The following is a 15779-nucleotide window of genomic DNA, read 5'->3' on the forward strand; positions in this document are numbered from 1 at the left end:
GCGCTGGATCTCACCGGCCGCGTCGGACACGACCTTGCCGTGCTCGGACGTGATGATCTTCGCGAGCTCGAGCTTCCGCTCGTTCAGCAGCTCACGGAACTTGAAGATGATGTTCTGGCGCTTCGCGATCGAGGTGTTGGACCAGCCGGGGAACGCGGCCTTCGCCGCGGCGATCGCTGCGTTGATCTCGGCGTCGTCGGCGAGAGCGACGTTGCCCGTCGCGGTGCCGAGGGCCGGGTTGAAGACCGGCGAGGTGCGCGCCGGCGCGGTGGTCGAGTAAGCGCCGTCGATCCAGTGCTGGATCGTGGGCAGAGCAGTGTCAGTCATTGATCTTCCTTCGCTGTGATGCACCGGGTTGGGAGCGGCGCGAGTGGATGCGGCAGCTGCCGCGACGTGAGGGTGTCGGCGGTCCGAGCTCAGCTCGGGCTATGCACGAGTCGCGCGGCCGTGTCGACGGCCGCCGCGACGTCGCCGTCTGCGGGATAGAGGAGGGTGCGGCCGACGACGAGGCCGCGAACTCCGGGAAGCGCGAGGGCCTCGGCCCACTTCGCGTAGACCGCTTCCTGGTCGCCGTTCGGCTCTCCGCCGAGCAGCAGCGTCGGCATGGTCGTCGCCGCCATCACGCGCTCCATCTCGGGGACGACGGGCAGCTTCATCCAGGTCGACCCGGAGCTGTTGCCGAGACCCGAGGCGATGGCGATCGAGGTGATGACGGCGTCCGCCGAGAGGTCGTTGACGATCCGCCCGTCCTTCCACTCGCTCATGAACGGCTCGAGCATGATCGGCAGGGAGGCCGCCGCCGCGTCGTCGACGGCGCGTGCGTTGGCCTCGAGCGTCGAGACCGTGCCCGCGTCGGAGAGGTTCACCCGCAGGAGCGTCTTCGCGAAGTCGATGCCGTCGCGCACCATCGAGTCGACGTCGTACCCGGTGAAGCGGTCGTCCATCTCGAAGCTCGCCCCCCGGAGTCCGCCGCGGTTCATGGAGCCGACGATGAGCCTGTCGTCGAGGGCACCGAGCAGGGCGAGATCGTCGATGATGTCGGGCGTGCCGAGCACGCCATCGACACCAGGGCGGGAGAGGGCGAGCGCGAGGCGGTCGAGCAGGTCGTAGCGATCGGCCATGGCCATGGCGTCGTCGCGGACGCCGAGCGCGCCGCGCGCCGGGTGGTCGGCCGCCACGAAGAAGAGCCTGCGGTCTTCTGGAAGCAGCGAAGCCCGGCGCTTCCGGCCGGCGAGCGCCTCGCGCAGGGCCGAAGGGCCGTCAGCTCGTGCGTCGCGGAGCTTCTCGAAGGCGGCCTCGTCGAGGATCCGGTACTGCTCAGGCAAGGGAGTTCTCCTTCAGGATCTCGTCGACCTCCGCCGTCGATGGCATGGCGGTCGAGCACTCGAGTCGCGAGGCCACGATGGCCCCGGCGACGTTCGCGAAGCGCAGGATGTGCTCGAGGTCCCAGCCGGCGATGAGGCCCTTGCAGAACGCGCCGCCGAAGCTGTCGCCGGCTCCGAGGCCGTTGATGACGTCGACGAAGTGCGTCGGCACCTCGATGGATCCCTCTCGGGTCTTGGCGAGCACGCCGCGCGGGCCCTGCTTGACGACCGCGATGTCGACTCCTCGCTCGAGGAGCGCATCCGCTGCCCGCTGGGGCTCGGTCTCACCGACGGCGACCTCGCACTCCTCCTTGTTGCCGATGGCGATCGTCGACTGCGCGAGGATCGGCTCGATCGCGGCCGTCGCAGTTGCGGCATCCGGCCAGAACATGGCGCGGTAGTCGAGGTCGAGGATGGTGTGGTCGCGGCGGGCACGAGCGGCGAATGCGGCGTGGTGCGCGGCCCGGCTCGGCTCCTCGGAGAGGCCGGTGACGGTCGCCCAGAAGATCTTGGCGTCGCGGATCGCGTCGAGGTCGAGCGTCTCGGCCTCGATGTTGAGATCCGGTGCCTTGGGCTGCCGGTAGAAGTAGAGGGGGAAGTCGTCAGGCGGGAAGATCTCGCAGAACGTGACCGGCGTGGCGAGCGAGTCGTCACTCGTCACGAAGTCGCTCCTGACGCCGAGGCGCTCGAGCTCCCGCACGATGTAGCGGCCGAAGGGGTCGTCACCCGTGCGGGTGATGACCGCGGAGTTCAGGCCGTGCTTGGCGCCCGCGACCGCGACGTTCGTCGCACTGCCGCCGAGGAACTTCCCGAATGTGGAGACATCCTCGAGCCCGACACCGGTCTGGAGAGGGTAGATGTCGACGCCAACACGGCCGAGCGTGATGAGGTCGAACGCTGACGTTGCTGTTGTAGTGGTCATACGGCTCTGTACAACTTTCGGTCCGATGGTGAACGAGGACGAGAGTCAGCATACACCTATTGTCCTGACAAAGTAACAAAGTCGAACGGCCACCCTCATCGGCCCGATCTCCGGCCGCCGTTCGGCGTGCGTCAGGCCTTGAGCTCCTCGATGAGCGAGTCGACGACGGGGACAAGCGCGCCGTCGTGCCGCTCCGCCACGCGACGCTGCCGGTCGCTCGACGAGCCACCCTCGACGATCTCCGCGATCACGGCGAGCTCCCGCGTGCATCCGAGGTCCTCCGCGACCTGCAGGTAGTCGCCCTCGATGCGCTCGGTGAGCACCTCCGTGACGGGGCGCTCGTTGCCGTCCGCGTCCTCGATGATGATGGCGTCGAGTCCGTAGCGGGCCGCACGCCATTTGTTCTCGCGCACGAACCACGACGGGAGGCGATCCGTGTCCCTGCCGGCGTCGAGCTCCCGAGACGCGTGCTCGACGATGACGTGGTTGAGCGCGACCATGGCTCCGAGCTCGCGGAGGTTCGTCGCCCCGTCCGAGATGCGGATCTCCACCGTGCCCCACTGCGCCGAGGGGCGCACGTCCCAGCGCAGCTCCTGCACCTCGTCGACGATGCCCGTGTGGAGCACGTCGTGGGCGACTCGCTCGTAGTCCTCCCACGTCTCCATCTCCGGCGGGAGGCCACCCGTCGGGAGCTGCTGGAAGATCATCGTGCGGTGGGAGCTGAAGGTCGTGTCCTCGCCCTGCCAGTACGGGCTCGATGCGGAGAGCGCGAGCATGAGGGGGTAGTTGGCGAGCGCGGCCCGCATGACCGCGGGCACCTTCCGGCAGTCCTCGATCCCGATGTGGGTGTGCACGCCCCAGATCGCGAGCTGCCCGCCCCAGCGCCCGGATCGCTCGGCGACCATGCGGTAGCGCTCACCGGGGGAGCGCTGCTGCTCGCGCCACTTCGAGAACGGATGCGTGCCGGAGCCGATGACCGCCGCACCAGCCTCGTCCGCGGCAGTCAGCAGGGAGTCCCTCAAGTCGCGCAGCTCGTCGACGGCCGCTCCCGCAGAACGGTGCACCCCCGACACGAGCTCGACGGTGTTCGTCAGGAACTCCTTCGTGAACCGCTCGTCGCCGAGGCGGTCGATGAGCTCTGGAGCGATGCCGGTCAGCTCGCGCGACGCAGCGTCGACGATACCGAGCTCCCATTCGACGCCGAGTGTCGAACGCTCTGATGAGGCGAAACGCATGGTTGAAGCGTAGACGCACCAGTGGTCGCGGCGTGTCTGCATTGCGGGGTATTCCGAATCCGCCGCAAGATAGGAGGAGGAGTCGGGCGACGGCAGGCGCCGCCCGCGAAGCGGAGGCCCTCATGCGCTACTCGGATGCACTCTCGGAGCTCGCGACCGCGGGTGCGCAGGACTTCGTTCCGTACGTCATCGGGGCCGTTCTGCTCGTGCTCCTCGGCGGCATCGTGCTCTTCTTCGTCCAGCGCCGACAGCGCGCAGCGGAACGCTCGAACGACTGGGCCGATGACCGCGATGGCCGCGGGACATCGAGCGATGATTCTGCGGTTGGCTAACTGGCCGAGAATCTGCCAAACTAGGCAGTTGAGCCTCGCGGGCTCGACCCTCTAATCCGGCCCGCGGTTCACCATTGAGCTCTGCCGAGTGTGCCCCACGCCCTCCGGCTGTCGTTCGCCGATACACACACCATCAGGAGACACGTGGCTGTCAAAATTCGTCTGAAGCGCCTGGGCAAGATCCGGGCACCCTACTACCGCATCGTCGTCGCCGACTCGCGCACCAAGCGCGACGGTCGCGTCATCGAGGAGATCGGCAAGTACCACCCCACCGAGAGCCCCTCGTTCATCGAGGTCAACTCGGAGCGTGCACAGTACTGGCTGAGCGTCGGCGCACAGGCCTCCGAGGCCGTCGTCGTGCTCCTCAAGCTCACGGGCGACTGGGGCAAGTTCACGGGCGAAGGCTCGACCGAGAACCAGGTCAAGGCGCCTGAGGGCAAGGTCCCCTTCGTTGCAGAGGCCGGCAAGAAGCCTGTCCTGCGCCCCAAGGCTGAGCCCAAGGCAGTTCCGGCCGCCGAAGAGGTCACCGAAGAAGCAGCGACCGAAGAGGTCGAGGCCTAGTCATGCTCGCTTCCGCGCTGGAACATCTCGTCAAGGGAATCGTCGATCACCCCGACGATGTCCGCGTGGACCGCAGCACGGCTGCGCGCGGCGAGGTCCTCGAAGTGCGCGTGCACTCCGAGGACCTCGGCCGCGTCATCGGTCGCTCCGGCCGCACCGCCAAGGCGCTGCGCACCGTCGTGACCGCGCTTGCCGACGGCCGCCGAGTTCGCGTCGACGTAGTTGACGACTGAGGTGGCAGGCAAGAAGAAGGGCATCACCCAGCTCCGTGTCGGTCGCCTCACCAAGGCCCACGGACTGAAGGGTGCCATCAAGCTCGAGCTCTTCACCGATGAGCCCGACCGGCGCTTCGTGCCGGGCGCGAGCTTCAGCCTCCAGGTGCCGACCGACAGCGAGTGGCACGGCAAGAGCCTGGAGCTGCACGAACTCCGCTGGTACAACGGGCACCCCGTCGGCTTCTTCGTCGGCATCGCCGACCGAACGGCCGCGGAGAGCCTCGCGAAGGCCATCCTCTGGGTCGACTCCAACGACGCCGAAGAGCTCGAGGACGACGCCTGGTACGACCACCAGCTCGTCGGTCTCGACGTGCGGCGCGACGGCACGTCCGTCGGCCAGGTCATCCGCGTCGAGCACTTCCCAGCCCAGGACCTCCTCGTCGTCAAGACCGAGGACGCGGAGGTGCTCGTCCCACTCGTGAAGGCCATCGTCGCCGAGGTCGACCTCGAGGCCGGCACCGTCAGCATCACCCCGCCCAACGGCCTCTTCGAAGAGGTCGATGAGGCGCAGGTCGAAGCAGAGGCGCCCGCCGCCGAGCCCAAGGCTGACGCCGAATAGCCTCGTCCCCTCATCTGCGTTCTGCGCGCCCGCACTCAGCTGCGGGCGCGCATCCGCTTAAGCTGGAGCCCATGCGCGTCGACATCGTCACGATCTTCCCCGAGTTCTTCCAGGTGCTCGACGTCTCTCTGCTCGGCAAGGCACGGCAGGACGGCATCATCGATGTTCGTGTGCACGACCTGCGCGATGCGACGACCGACCGGCACCGCACGGTCGACGACACCCCGTACGGCGGGGGCGCCGGCATGGTCATGAAGCCGGAGCCGTGGGGGCAGACGATCGACGCCATCCTGGACGATGCTGCGCGCGATCGGGGTGCCTCGGAGCTCGCCGTCGCCGACGTCGCCGAGGATGCGGATGCTCGACCGCTTGTCGTCTTCCCGTCGCCAGCCGGGACGGTCTTCACGCAGGCGACCGCGAGGCGCTACGCGCTCGAGCCGCACATCGTCTTCGGCTGCGGTCGCTACGAGGGCATCGACCAGCGCGTCTTCGACGACACCGCCGAGCGTGCCAGGGTCGAGCTCGTCAGCCTCGGCGACTACGTGCTCAACGGGGGAGAGGTCGCCGTGACCGCCATGATCGAGGCGTTCGGTCGGCTCGTGCCAGGCGTCGTCGGCAACCCGGAGTCGCTCGTCGAGGAGTCGCACGAGGACGGCCTGCTCGAATACCCGAGCTACACGAAGCCAGCGCTGTGGCGAGGCCGCGAGGTCCCCGACGTGCTGCTGAGCGGCCACCACGCGAAGATCGCCGCGTGGCGCCGCGAGCAGCAGCTCGAGCGCACGCGCCGCGTCCGCCCCGAGCTGCTCCCGCCCGAACTCCGCTAGCCGCCGCCAGCTAGCTGCGCGCGGTGAGGATGATCGGGTCGCCGTCCGTGATGACGACCGTGTGCTCGCTGTGCGCGCCCCGCGAGCCGTCCGCGCTTCGGAGGGTCCAGCCGTCGGCATCCTGGACGAGCTTGTCCGTCGTCTCGAGCAGCCAGGGCTCGAGTGCCAGCACGAGGCCCGGCTTGAGCGGCATGCCGCGGTTCGCGCGTCCGCGGTTGGGGACGCTCGGCTCCTGGTGCATGGTTCGGCCGACCCCGTGGCCACCGAACTCGACGTTGACCGGGTAGCCGGCATTCTTCGCGACCTGGCCGATGGCGTGTGAGATGTCCCCGAGCTTGTTGCCGGGGCGAGCGGCCTCGATGGCCGCCTCGAGTGCCACCTCGGTGGTGTCGATGAGGCGCAGGTCGGCCTCGCGGGGCGTGCCCACGACCACCGTGATCGCCGAGTCGCTGACCCAGCCGTCGACGGCGACGGCGAAGTCGAGCGTGAGGACGTCGCCGTCCTTGAGCGAGTAGTCGTGCGGGAGTCCGTGGAGGACGGCGTCGTTGACCGACGTGCAGATGACCTTGCCGAACGGCGAGGCGCCGAAGGAGGGGTGGTAGTCGATGTAGCAGCTCTTCGCGCCGCGCTTCGTGATGAGCTCGTGGGCTCTGGCATCGAGCTCGAGGAGGTTCGTGCCGACCGCGGCGCTCTGCGAGAGCTCGCTGAGGACCTCGGCGACGAAGCGCCCCGCGGGTCGCATCTCTTCGATTTCGTTCTGGGTGCGCAGCTCGATCATCCGCCAATCGTACCGGCGCTCGTGCCATGAGCGAACGTCTCTGCCTCCGCTCGGGATCCTCCCGTAGCGTTGCATCATGGGCATCGGCCGTCTCGTCTACCGCGCACTCCTCCCCGCTGCGCTCTTCCTCGCAGCCTGGCAGTTCGTGGGCTGGCTCATCCTGGGTGCGCCGGTTGGGCGCCTCTTCGTCTTCGGCTTCGCGGGTCTCGCGGCCGTCGCGGGGCTGCTCATCCTCTCCGCGAACTTCTGGCTCCGGCCGGACATCCGGGAGAGCAGGGCCCTGCCAGCGCGCGACCTGCCGCTCATCATCGTGCCGTGGCTGCTCTGGGCGGCCGGCGCCGTGGTTCCGGATGCGCCGGGCCTCTGGGTGCTCGCCGCCGCGTTCCTGTCGATGGTGGTCGCAGGCTCCATCGCGCGTCGCCGGCTCACCGCCGTGGTCCAGGAGCGCCTCGCCGCTGCGCAGGCGGCCGGCCCGCAGGCGAACCCGTTCGGCCTCTTCGGCACGATGCCGGGGATGGCGGGGCCCGGAATGCCCGGGACGCCTGGGACGCCGGGAAACAGGACGCCGACGTCGGGGCCCGGGGGCGCCTCCGGGCCGGATGCCGGCAAGATCATCACGCTCGACGCCGAACCGGACGACGAACGCCGCTGAGCTGGCCCGCTCTCGCATTGCGGGGGCAACGTCGGCATGGTTTACTGGATCCTTGTGCCGCGGCTCGACTCTGCCACAGGGGACGAGAGCACTTCGCGATGCACGCCAACCTCTTCACTGACCTTCGCAGCCGACCTGTGGCGACTGCAGAGAGCGAAATCATGACCAACGTTATCGATGTCATCGACGCAGCATCGCTGCGCAGCGATGTCCCAGACTTCCGCCCCGGCGACACCGTCAAGGTGCACGTGAACATCGTCGAAGGCACGCGCTCGCGCGTCCAGGTCTTCCAGGGTGTTGTCATCGCACGTCAGGGCGCCGGCGTCCGCGAGACCTTCACGGTCCGCAAGGTCAGCTTCCAGGTGGGCGTCGAGCGCACGTTCCCCGTGCACACCCCGGTCATCGAGAAGATCGAGATCGTCTCCCGCGGCGCCGTGCGTCGCGCGAAGCTCTACTACCTGCGTGGACGTCGTGGCAAGGCTGCGAAGATCCGTGAGAAGCGCGACAACTAAGCTTCAAGCAGTAGGCGAATGGCTCCCCAACGCGGGAGCCATTCGTGTCGTTCCACACACTGACTGAGGGTTCCGCCACCGCGGACCGACCGCGAGGGGGAGCCATGGGCGACGCGAGTGCGCGCGACCTCCGCGCCCCATCCCACGGCAGACCGCCCCATGAGGGGCGGCACCGCCTCGGGCGAGCCGCACGGCCCGCTGGGCTCGGCTCCTCCGCGATCGCAGACGCGCCCATCCACGCCACCGGGCTCATCGCCGACGACGAGCCGGTTCCGGCGCCCAGTCGTGGTCTCGGCAAGGCCATGCTCTCGTTCGCGCGCGACCTGGTCATCGTCGCCGTCCTCGCGATCGTCATGTCGATGCTCATCAAGACGTTCCTGCTCCGACCCTTCTACATCCCCTCGGCATCGATGAACGACACCCTCGTCGTCGAGGACCGAGTGCTCGTGAACCTGCTGGTCCCAGATCTGGTCGGCATCGAGCGCGGCGACATCGTCGTGTTCGAGGACCCGGGCGGATGGCTGCCCGTGGTCACGCCACCCGCCAAGTCGGGCTCGCAGGCGGCCGTCGATGGCGCGCTCGAGTTCGTCGGGTTGAAGCCCGAGGAGACGAGCAACCACCTCATCAAGCGTGTCATCGGCTTGCCTGGCGACGTCGTCTCCTGCTGCAACGAGTACGGGCAGGTGCTCATCAACGGGCTGCCGATCGGCGAGCCGTACCTGCTGCTCCAGGACGGTCAGGCCGCATCCGGAATGACGTTCGAGGTGACCGTGCCGGAAGGCCACCTGTGGGTCATGGGTGACAACCGCTACAACTCCGAGGACTCCCGCTACCACCAGGACGAGCCAGGGGGCGGCTTCGTGCCCGTCGACGACGTCGTCGGCAAGGCGTTCCTGCTCAACTGGCCGCTCGACAGATTCACGTTCCTCGGGAACTACCCAGAGGTCTTCGATCGCGTGCCCGAGCGGACGGACCAGGAGTGACCCCACCGGTCGACCCGACGCTCGAGCTCGAACGCGAGCTGCTGCTCACCGCCCCGGTCGTCATCGGCGTCGACGAGGTCGGGCGCGGCGCGATCGCCGGCCCGGTCGCGGTGGGCGCGTGTGCCATCGACGTCAGACGGATCGAGCTCACGGCGCCCGCTGGCGTGCGCGACTCGAAGCTGCTGAGCGCGAAGCGCCGACTCGAGGCGCGCGCTGGCATCGAGGCGTGGGCGATGGGCGTCGGCGTCGGCTACGCGAGCGCCATCGAGATCGACGAACGCGGCATCACGGCCTGCCTCGGGGCGGCCGCCAAGAGGGCCCTCGCCGAGCTGCACGCGATCGGGGTGCCGGTCGCGGATGCGGTGGTGCTGCTGGACGGCTCGCACGACTGGCTCTCTCCGTGCCTCTCGACGCCGCTGCGCGTCGTGGTGCGACCGAAAGCCGACCGCGACTGCACCTCAGTGGCCGCGGCCTCTGTGATCGCGAAGCTCGAGCGCGACGCCCTCATGGTCTCGGCTGCGGAAGCGCATCCCGAGTACCTGTGGGAGTCGAACAAGGGATACGGCAGCGCGGCCCACCTCGCGGCGATCGCGGCGACGGGTCCGAGCGAGCTCCACCGGCACACGTGGCTTCGGGCCGCGACCCCCTAGACTGGGCGGATCATGGACGACGAGAATTTCGACGATTACGAGCGCGAGCAGGAGCTCTCCCTGTTTCGCGAGTACCGCGACGTCGCGGGGCAGTTCAAGTACGTGATCGAGACCGAACGCCGCTTCTACCTCGCGAACAGCGTGGACCTGGTCAGGCGCGACACCGAGCACGACTTCTACTTCGAGCTCACGATGAAGGACGTCTGGGTCTGGGACATCTACCGCTCCGACCGCTTCGTGAAGCAGGTTCGAGTGCTGACGTTCAAGGACGTCAACGTCGAGGAGACCGGTTCGAAGGAGTTCGAGCTCCCCAAGGAGCTCGCACTCGACGAGTAGCGCGGACGGGCTCCGGAGGGCACTCGCGCTCGAGCGGACGCGACGCGCCGCCTGAACGCCGATGTCGGTGGTTCGTGGGAGCCTCATGGGGTGACAGACACGACGATTCCCGAGGCCACCGCGGCCGCCGCAACCCAGATCCTCCGGGCCCTGGTCGGCCGAGACGACGCAGTCTTCCACGACGGGCAGCTCGAGGCGATCTCGGCGATCGTCGATGAGCGGAGGCGAGTCCTCGTCGTGCAGCGCACGGGCTGGGGCAAATCGGCCGTCTACTTCATCGCGAGCCTCATGCTGCGCGCCAGGGGAGCGGGCCCGACCATCCTCATCTCGCCGCTGCTCGCGCTCATGCGCGACCAGGTGGAGGCCGCGAGCCGGGCGGGGGTCCGCGCTGTGTCGATGTCGTCGGCGAACGCGCACGAGTGGGCGAGCATCCGCGAGCAGCTGGCGGCCGACGAGATCGACGTGCTGCTCGTCTCGCCCGAGCGGCTCAACAACCCCGAGTTCAGAGACACGCAACTGCCCGAGCTCTTGGCACGCACAGGCCTCGTGGTGGTCGACGAGGCGCACTGCATCTCCGACTGGGGCCATGACTTCCGCCCCGACTACCGACGCATCGCGTCGCTGATCTCCGGTCTGGGCGCCGACATCCCCGTGCTCGCGACGACCGCGACCGCGAACGAGCGCGTGGTGCACGACATCGAGGAGCAGCTCGGCCGCAGCGGCATCCTGACCATCCGCGGCCCGCTCGCCCGTGCGAGCCTGCGCCTCGGCGTGCTGCGGCTCGGCAACGCCCGTGAGCGACTCGCCTGGCTGCTGCAGCACCTCGACGAGCTCCCGGGGTCCGGCATCATCTACACCCTCACCGTGGCTGGCGCCGAAGACACATCAGCGGCGCTCCGCGAGGCGGGCATCCACGCGCCCGCGTACACGGGCAAGACCGACCCAGACGAGCGCGAGCGCCTCGAGGGCGCGCTCAAGCGCAACGAGGTCAAGGCGCTCGTCGCGACGAGTGCGCTCGGCATGGGCTTCGACAAACCCGACCTGGGTTTCGTGGTGCACCTCGGCGCACCGTCGTCACCTGTGGCCTACTACCAGCAGGTGGGCCGTGCCGGGCGATCAAGCGCCTCCGCCGACGTGCTGCTCCTGCCAGGTGAGGAGGACCGTGCCATCTGGGAGTACTTCGCGACGGTCTCCATGCCAGACGAGGAGCGCGCCCAGGCGGTACTCGGCGCGCTCGGAGGTTCGCCCAGGTCGACGGTCGCGCTCGAGTCTGCGGTCGACCTCCGCCGGTCGCGCCTCGAGCTGCTGCTGAAGGTGCTCGATGTCGACGGCGCCGTGCGGCGCGAGCAGGGCGGCTGGGTCTCCACCGGGCAGGCGTGGAACTACGACGGCGACCGCTACTCGCGCATCGCCGCGGCTCGGTCCGCGGAGGCACAGGCCATGATCGACTACGAGCGCACCGAGGGCTGCCGCATGGAGTTCCTGCAGCGACAGCTCGACGACTCGACTGCCGCCCCGTGCGGGCGCTGCGACAACTGCGCGGGCATCTGGTTCGACGCGACGACGGACGCCGCGGTGCAGGCGAGGGCCGGTGCCGCGCTCGACCGTGTCGGCGCGGACATCGCGCCGCGACGGCAGTGGCCGAGCGGCATGGCTAGCCTCGGCGTCGACCTCAAGGGGCGCATCCCGAAAGAGCAGCAGGCGGCCGAGGGGCGCGTGCTCGCGCGGCTCAGCGACCTCGGCTGGGGTGGGCCGCTGCGCGAGCTGTTCGCTGCTGCCGGCCCGGAGACGACCGTGACGGGGCCGCTCCTGCAGGCCTGCATCCGCATCCTCTCGGAGTGGAAGTGGGACGCGCGCCCGCAGGCCGTTGCTTTCGTCCCATCGCGCTCGAGGCCCAGGTTGAGCGCGTCGCTTGCCGAAGGCATCGCGGAGGCGGGCCGCCTGCCCCTTCTCGGCTCCCTGGACCTGGTCCGCGGCGGGCCGGCCGGTCAGCCTGGAGGGAACAGCGCGTTCCGGCTCTCGAACGTCGAGGGCCGGTTCTCGGCAGGCTCGCTTGAGGTCCCGGCGGGGCCCGTGCTCCTCATCGATGACTTCGTCGACAGCGGCTGGACGATGACGGTGTGCGCGCGCGAGCTTCGTCTCGCCGGGGCGAGCGCCGTGCTGCCGCTGGCCCTCGCGCAGAAGGGCTGAGCCGGGGCCCGACTGCAGCCGGGCTTGTTCTCGGGTGCCCCCGAGCAGGGCTGGGGGCGACCGCGTCCCTCTGACGCCGACGTCTCCCGGACGTCGGGACGCTGCCGAAGCCACTGCCCCGTTGCCGTGCCGCACTCTGCTGACGTCGTGACTGTGGGCAAGAGGTTGTCCACACCGTCCCTCCTCGTCGCTGGTCGGACGCTCGTGGCGGGTCAGACTCCCGGCAAGGGAGGTGGTGCGGATGCGTGCCAAGGATCAGCTGGGGCGGCTCGGAGAGAATCTCGCGACCGCGTACCTGGAGGAGCACGGCCACGACGTGGTGGAGCGGAACTGGCGCTGTCGGGAGGGCGAGATCGACATCGTCTCGCGGCAGGGCGGGTACATCGTCTTCACGGAGGTGAAGGCGAGGCGTTCGACCGCGGCGGGGCATCCGCTCGAGGCGATCACGCCCGTGAAGCTCGCGCGCATGCGGAGACTCGCGGGGCTCTGGATGCTCGCGCATCCCGATGAGCGCGGCGCGATGCGCCTCGACGTGGTCGCGGTGGTCGCACCGCACGACCGAGCGCCCAATGTGGAGCACGTTGCTGGGGTCGGCGCGTGACGCAGGGCACGGTCGGCCACTCGGTGGCGATCGCGCTCGAGGGGCTCGGAGGCGAGCTCGTCGAGGTCGAGACGCAGATCAGCCCCGGCCTGCCGTTCTTCAAGCTCGTCGGGCTGCCCGACACCTCGCTCGGGGAAGCGCGCGAGCGAGTCCGAGCCGCGCTGCAGAGCTCCGGATGCCCGCTGCCGGCCAGCCGAGTCATCACGAACATGTACCCGGCATCGCTGCGCAAGCACGGCGCCGGGTTCGACCTCGCGATCGCCGTCTCGTTCCTGGCCGCGGCGGGCATCATCTCAGCAGAATCGCCGACCAGGGCCGTGCACATCGGGGAGCTCTCGTTGACGGGGCAGGTCAGGGCGGTCGTCGGCGTCCTGCCGGCCGTCGCCGCCGCCAGGGCCGCGGGGTTCGACACCGTGGTCGTGCCGGCAGACTCGAAAGCCGAGGCGGAGCTCGTCGAGGACATCCGCGTGGTCGCCGTCGCCTCGCTCCGGGCCGTCGCGCTGCACTACGGCGCGGACGCCGACGACCTCACGGAGGAGCTGGCGTATCCCTCCAGCCCCGCAGCCAGGTCCACCGCACGGGAAGAGCAGCCAGGCGACAGCACCCGCCCGCACCAGCACCTGCAGCAGCACGAGCAGGACACGGCGCTCGACCTCTCCGACGTCGTCGGCAACGAAGCGGCCGTGCGCACCCTCGTCATCGCCGCAGCCGGCGGCCACCACCTGCTGATGCTCGGGCCACCAGGCGCAGGCAAGACCATGCTGGCGGAGCGACTGCCGGGCATCCTGCCCGATCTCGAACCTGAGGCGGCCGTCACGCTTGCCGCGGTTCGCTCGCTCCGCGGCATTCCGCTCTCAGCGCGCCTCGACCGCCGGCCGCCGTTCGAAGCGCCGCACCACACGGCTTCGACGGTCGCGCTGCTCGGAGGCGGCAGCGGCATGATCCGCCCAGGCGCCATCTCCCTCGCGACGGGCGGAGTGCTCTTCCTCGACGAGGCGCCGGAGTTCTCGCGCCACACGCTCGATTCGATGCGGCAGCCACTCGAGAACGGCGTCATCGAGATCCATCGTGCGCAGGGGAGGGCCGCCTACCCGGCCGAGATGCAGCTCGTGCTGGCCGCGAACCCCTGCCCCTGCGGCAACCACGGCGACCCAGACGCCGATTGCCGCTGCGACGCATCCGCACCTCGACGCTACCTCGCTCGCCTCTCCGGTCCGCTGCTCGACCGCATCGACCTGCAGCTGCGCGTCGAGCGGGTCTCCGCGGCCCGCGCCCGGCTCGTCGACCATGAGGCGCAGCTCGAAGAACCCGGCAGCTCCACAGCACGATCGACCACCAGCACCGCCGATGCGCGGGAAATGGTCCGCCTCGCCAGGGAGCGCGCACGCCAGCGCCTGGCCGCCACGCCCTGGAGCATCAACGCCCGAGTCATCTCACGATGGCTCCGAACTCCGGCCAACCGCCCGGCGCGAGAGGCGTACGCGCCGCTCGCGGTTGCGCTCGAGCGCGGGCAGGTCACCATGCGCGGGCACGACCGTGTGCTCCGGGTCGCCTGGACGATCGCGGACCTCGCCGGGGTTCCTCGCCCCGAACTCCAACACGTCCAGGAGGCACTCTCCTACCGAATCAGACTGGGGTAGCTCGCCGTGCACACACCGTTCGAACCAGGCACCCACCAGTCCTCCGCAGCCGCGGAAGGGCCCCGTCACGGTCGGCCTGACGTCGACCAGATGCGCGCGGCGCTCTCGGGGGTGAGCAGGCCTGGCACCGACGCGACGAGGGACGACGAGGTGCGAGCCCGCATCGCGCAGCTCGCCTGGTCGTGCACCGTCGAACCAGGCGATGCCACTGCGGGGCTCCTCCTCGGAGCGCTCGGGCCAGTCGCGGCTCTCGACGCCGTCACCTCGGGTGCGCTGCTGCAGCGTGCCAGGGAGCGCGGATCCGGGGCGGGGATCCCACTCGCCGACCTCGCCTCCGCCCTCGAGCGATGGCGAGATCGCCTCGATATCGACCGGACCTTGGCCATCTTGCGGAACTCCGCGAAACTCGGGGTGCTGGCCGTGCTTCCGGGCGACCCGGAGTGGCCGACGCAGCTCGATGACCTCGGACCGCATGCCCCGTGCGCGCTCTGGGTGCGCGGCTCCGTCGACACCCTTCGCCAGCTCGCCCCCTCAGTGGCCCTCGTCGGAGCCCGAGCCTCGACCACGTACGGCGAAGAAGTCACCGTGCGGCTCGCGAGCGGGCTCGCGAACCGCGGCTACGCGCTCGTCTCCGGCGGGGCGTACGGCATCGACGCAGTCGCTCACCGCGTCGCGCTCGCGGAAGACGCCACGACGGTCGCGGTGCTGGCGGGCGGCCCGGATCGGCTCTACCCGCAGGGCAACCGTGCGCTGCTCGAGCGCATCATCGCGCAGGGTGCGCTGGTCTCGGAGCTGCCGGTCGGCCAGGCGCCCACCCGGTGGAGGTTCCTCCAGCGCAACCGGATCATCAGCGCCCTCGCCTCCGCCACGGTCGTGGTCGAGGCGGGCCGTCGCTCTGGTGCCGCCAACACGGCCGCCCACACGCTCACACTCGGACGACCACTCGGTGCGGTGCCCGGCCCCGTCACGAGCGCGGCATCCGTGGGCTGCCATCGTCTGCTCCGAGAAACGGACGCGACGCTCATCACCTCCGTCGACGACATCGTCGAGATGCTCGGACAGAGCCAGACTGCTGAGCTGGCGCTGCCGGACGGCGCTTCGTGGCCAGGGGAGCGCGGCTCAGTCGCGGACGTCAGCGAGCGACTCTCCTCCAACGCCGTTCGCGCGAAAGACGCACTGCGAGTCGCAAGACCGCAGCGCATCGACGCCGTCGGCTCTTCGGCCGGGCTCACCACAGCCGAGACCGCCGCGGGGCTCGCCGAGCTCGAGATTCATCAGCTCGCTCGCGAGACGCCCGCCGGATGGGTGAAAGCGCCGAACACGAGGTGATGACGGGGCGTCGGATGCCCCCGGCCCCCTGGGCAG

The 15779-nt window shown here is 69.7% G+C and carries 19 protein-coding genes; 14 read left to right on the forward strand and 5 right to left on the reverse strand.

Going from position 1 to position 15779, the window contains the following annotated elements:
• From C5B97_RS06540 to C5B97_RS06555, 4 genes are all read right to left on the reverse strand, one after another.
• Nucleotides 1-327, reverse strand: a 327-nt coding sequence (locus C5B97_RS06540; RefSeq protein ID WP_146080748.1) for an aldehyde dehydrogenase family protein, incomplete at its 3' end; no start/stop codon positions are given.
• Between the two features lie 89 nt (nt 328-416).
• Nucleotides 417-1325: a deoxyribose-phosphate aldolase gene (locus tag C5B97_RS06545; protein ID WP_258068048.1), complete on the reverse strand. Its 909-nt coding sequence runs from the start codon at nt 1323-1325 to the stop codon at nt 417-419.
• Nucleotides 1318-2286, reverse strand: coding sequence for a 5-dehydro-2-deoxygluconokinase (iolC, locus tag C5B97_RS06550; RefSeq protein ID WP_104311331.1), 969 nt, complete (start codon nt 2284-2286; stop codon nt 1318-1320). Before iolC ends, C5B97_RS06545 begins: the two co-directional genes overlap by 8 nt.
• Nucleotides 2287-2417: 131 nt before the next feature.
• On the reverse strand, nt 2418-3521 hold the full coding sequence (locus C5B97_RS06555; protein WP_104311544.1) for a glutamate--cysteine ligase: 1104 nt from the start codon (nt 3519-3521) through the stop codon (nt 2418-2420).
• 122 nt (nt 3522-3643) lie between these two features.
• Here C5B97_RS06555 and C5B97_RS06560 point away from each other — a divergent pair, with 122 nt between their 5' ends.
• The 5 genes from C5B97_RS06560 (at nt 3644) to trmD (ending at nt 6072) form a co-directional block, all read left to right on the forward strand.
• Nucleotides 3644-3853 carry a hypothetical protein gene (locus C5B97_RS06560; RefSeq protein ID WP_104311332.1) on the forward strand — a complete coding sequence of 70 codons (210 nt, stop codon included), beginning with the start codon at nt 3644-3646 and terminating at the stop codon, nt 3851-3853.
• Nucleotides 3854-3997: 144 nt separating this feature from the next.
• Nucleotides 3998-4414 (forward strand): 30S ribosomal protein S16, encoded by a 417-nt coding sequence (gene rpsP / locus C5B97_RS06565; protein ID WP_104311333.1) that lies wholly within the window; start codon nt 3998-4000, stop codon nt 4412-4414.
• A gap of 2 nt (nt 4415-4416) precedes the next feature.
• Nucleotides 4417-4647: an RNA-binding protein gene (locus C5B97_RS06570; RefSeq protein WP_068484100.1), complete on the forward strand. Its 231-nt coding sequence runs from the start codon at nt 4417-4419 to the stop codon at nt 4645-4647.
• 1 nt (nt 4648) lies between these two features.
• A complete protein-coding gene (rimM, locus tag C5B97_RS06575; protein ID WP_104311334.1) occupies nt 4649-5248 on the forward strand; it encodes a ribosome maturation factor RimM in 600 nt (199 codons plus the stop codon).
• A 71-nt stretch (nt 5249-5319) separates the two neighbouring features.
• Nucleotides 5320-6072, forward strand: a complete 753-nt coding sequence (trmD, locus tag C5B97_RS06580; protein ID WP_104311335.1) for a tRNA (guanosine(37)-N1)-methyltransferase TrmD — start codon at nt 5320-5322, stop codon at nt 6070-6072.
• Nucleotides 6073-6082: 10 nt separating this feature from the next.
• Here the strand turns inward: trmD and map are convergent, their stop codons facing one another.
• On the reverse strand, nt 6083-6850 hold the full coding sequence (map, locus tag C5B97_RS06585) for a type I methionyl aminopeptidase (RefSeq protein WP_104311336.1): 768 nt from the start codon (nt 6848-6850) through the stop codon (nt 6083-6085).
• A gap of 76 nt (nt 6851-6926) precedes the next feature.
• Between map and C5B97_RS06590 the strand changes: the two genes are divergently transcribed.
• From C5B97_RS06590 to dprA, 9 genes are all read left to right on the forward strand, one after another.
• Nucleotides 6927-7502 carry a hypothetical protein gene (locus C5B97_RS06590; RefSeq protein ID WP_104311337.1) on the forward strand — a complete coding sequence of 192 codons (576 nt, stop codon included), beginning with the start codon at nt 6927-6929 and terminating at the stop codon, nt 7500-7502.
• Between the two features lie 161 nt (nt 7503-7663).
• The gene (gene rplS, locus C5B97_RS06595) at nt 7664-8014 is read left to right on the forward strand and encodes a 50S ribosomal protein L19 (RefSeq protein WP_068484112.1); all 351 of its coding nucleotides are present in this window, start codon (nt 7664-7666) and stop codon (nt 8012-8014) included.
• Nucleotides 8015-8118: 104 nt separating this feature from the next.
• Nucleotides 8119-8997, forward strand: a complete 879-nt coding sequence (gene lepB, locus C5B97_RS06600) for a signal peptidase I (RefSeq protein WP_258068049.1) — start codon at nt 8119-8121, stop codon at nt 8995-8997.
• Nucleotides 8994-9647 carry a ribonuclease HII gene (locus C5B97_RS06605; protein ID WP_258068050.1) on the forward strand — a complete coding sequence of 218 codons (654 nt, stop codon included), beginning with the start codon at nt 8994-8996 and terminating at the stop codon, nt 9645-9647. The genes lepB and C5B97_RS06605 overlap by 4 nt, the downstream gene beginning before the upstream one ends.
• A 12-nt stretch (nt 9648-9659) precedes the next feature.
• A complete protein-coding gene (locus tag C5B97_RS06610) occupies nt 9660-9983 on the forward strand; it encodes a DUF2469 family protein (RefSeq protein WP_068484088.1) in 324 nt (107 codons plus the stop codon).
• 90 nt (nt 9984-10073) lie between these two features.
• The gene (locus C5B97_RS06615; protein WP_219819776.1) at nt 10074-12173 is read left to right on the forward strand and encodes a RecQ family ATP-dependent DNA helicase; all 2100 of its coding nucleotides are present in this window, start codon (nt 10074-10076) and stop codon (nt 12171-12173) included.
• Nucleotides 12174-12414: 241 nt separating this feature from the next.
• Nucleotides 12415-12774 (forward strand): YraN family protein, encoded by a 360-nt coding sequence (locus tag C5B97_RS06620; protein ID WP_104311340.1) that lies wholly within the window; start codon nt 12415-12417, stop codon nt 12772-12774.
• Nucleotides 12771-14414: a YifB family Mg chelatase-like AAA ATPase gene (locus C5B97_RS06625; protein WP_104311341.1), complete on the forward strand. Its 1644-nt coding sequence runs from the start codon at nt 12771-12773 to the stop codon at nt 14412-14414. The genes C5B97_RS06620 and C5B97_RS06625 overlap by 4 nt, the downstream gene beginning before the upstream one ends.
• Before the next feature lie 6 nt (nt 14415-14420).
• A complete protein-coding gene (gene dprA / locus C5B97_RS06630; protein ID WP_258068051.1) occupies nt 14421-15743 on the forward strand; it encodes a DNA-processing protein DprA in 1323 nt (440 codons plus the stop codon).
• Nucleotides 15744-15779 lie beyond the last annotated feature (36 nt).

Source organism: Pseudoclavibacter sp. RFBB5 (genome assembly GCF_002931555.1).
Taxonomy (GTDB): domain Bacteria; phylum Actinomycetota; class Actinomycetes; order Actinomycetales; family Microbacteriaceae; genus Pseudoclavibacter.

What these genes read in the sequence shown, in the direction of transcription:
- rplS (WP_068484112.1), top strand. Translation starts at nt 7,664, where the DNA reads ATGACCAACGTTATCGATGTCATCGACGCAGCATCGCTGCGCAGCGAT.
- trmD (WP_104311335.1), top strand. Translation starts at nt 5,320, where the DNA reads ATGCGCGTCGACATCGTCACGATCTTCCCCGAGTTCTTCCAGGTGCTC.
- lepB (WP_258068049.1), top strand. Translation starts at nt 8,119, where the DNA reads ATGGGCGACGCGAGTGCGCGCGACCTCCGCGCCCCATCCCACGGCAGA.
- C5B97_RS06555 (WP_104311544.1), bottom strand. Translation starts at nt 3,521, where the DNA reads ATGCGTTTCGCCTCATCAGAGCGTTCGACACTCGGCGTCGAATGGGAG.
- C5B97_RS06620 (WP_104311340.1), top strand. Translation starts at nt 12,415, where the DNA reads ATGCGTGCCAAGGATCAGCTGGGGCGGCTCGGAGAGAATCTCGCGACC.
- C5B97_RS06560 (WP_104311332.1), top strand. Translation starts at nt 3,644, where the DNA reads ATGCGCTACTCGGATGCACTCTCGGAGCTCGCGACCGCGGGTGCGCAG.
- iolC (WP_104311331.1), bottom strand. Translation starts at nt 2,286, where the DNA reads ATGACCACTACAACAGCAACGTCAGCGTTCGACCTCATCACGCTCGGC.
- C5B97_RS06610 (WP_068484088.1), top strand. Translation starts at nt 9,660, where the DNA reads ATGGACGACGAGAATTTCGACGATTACGAGCGCGAGCAGGAGCTCTCC.
- C5B97_RS06590 (WP_104311337.1), top strand. Translation starts at nt 6,927, where the DNA reads ATGGGCATCGGCCGTCTCGTCTACCGCGCACTCCTCCCCGCTGCGCTC.
- C5B97_RS06570 (WP_068484100.1), top strand. Translation starts at nt 4,417, where the DNA reads ATGCTCGCTTCCGCGCTGGAACATCTCGTCAAGGGAATCGTCGATCAC.
- map (WP_104311336.1), bottom strand. Translation starts at nt 6,850, where the DNA reads ATGATCGAGCTGCGCACCCAGAACGAAATCGAAGAGATGCGACCCGCG.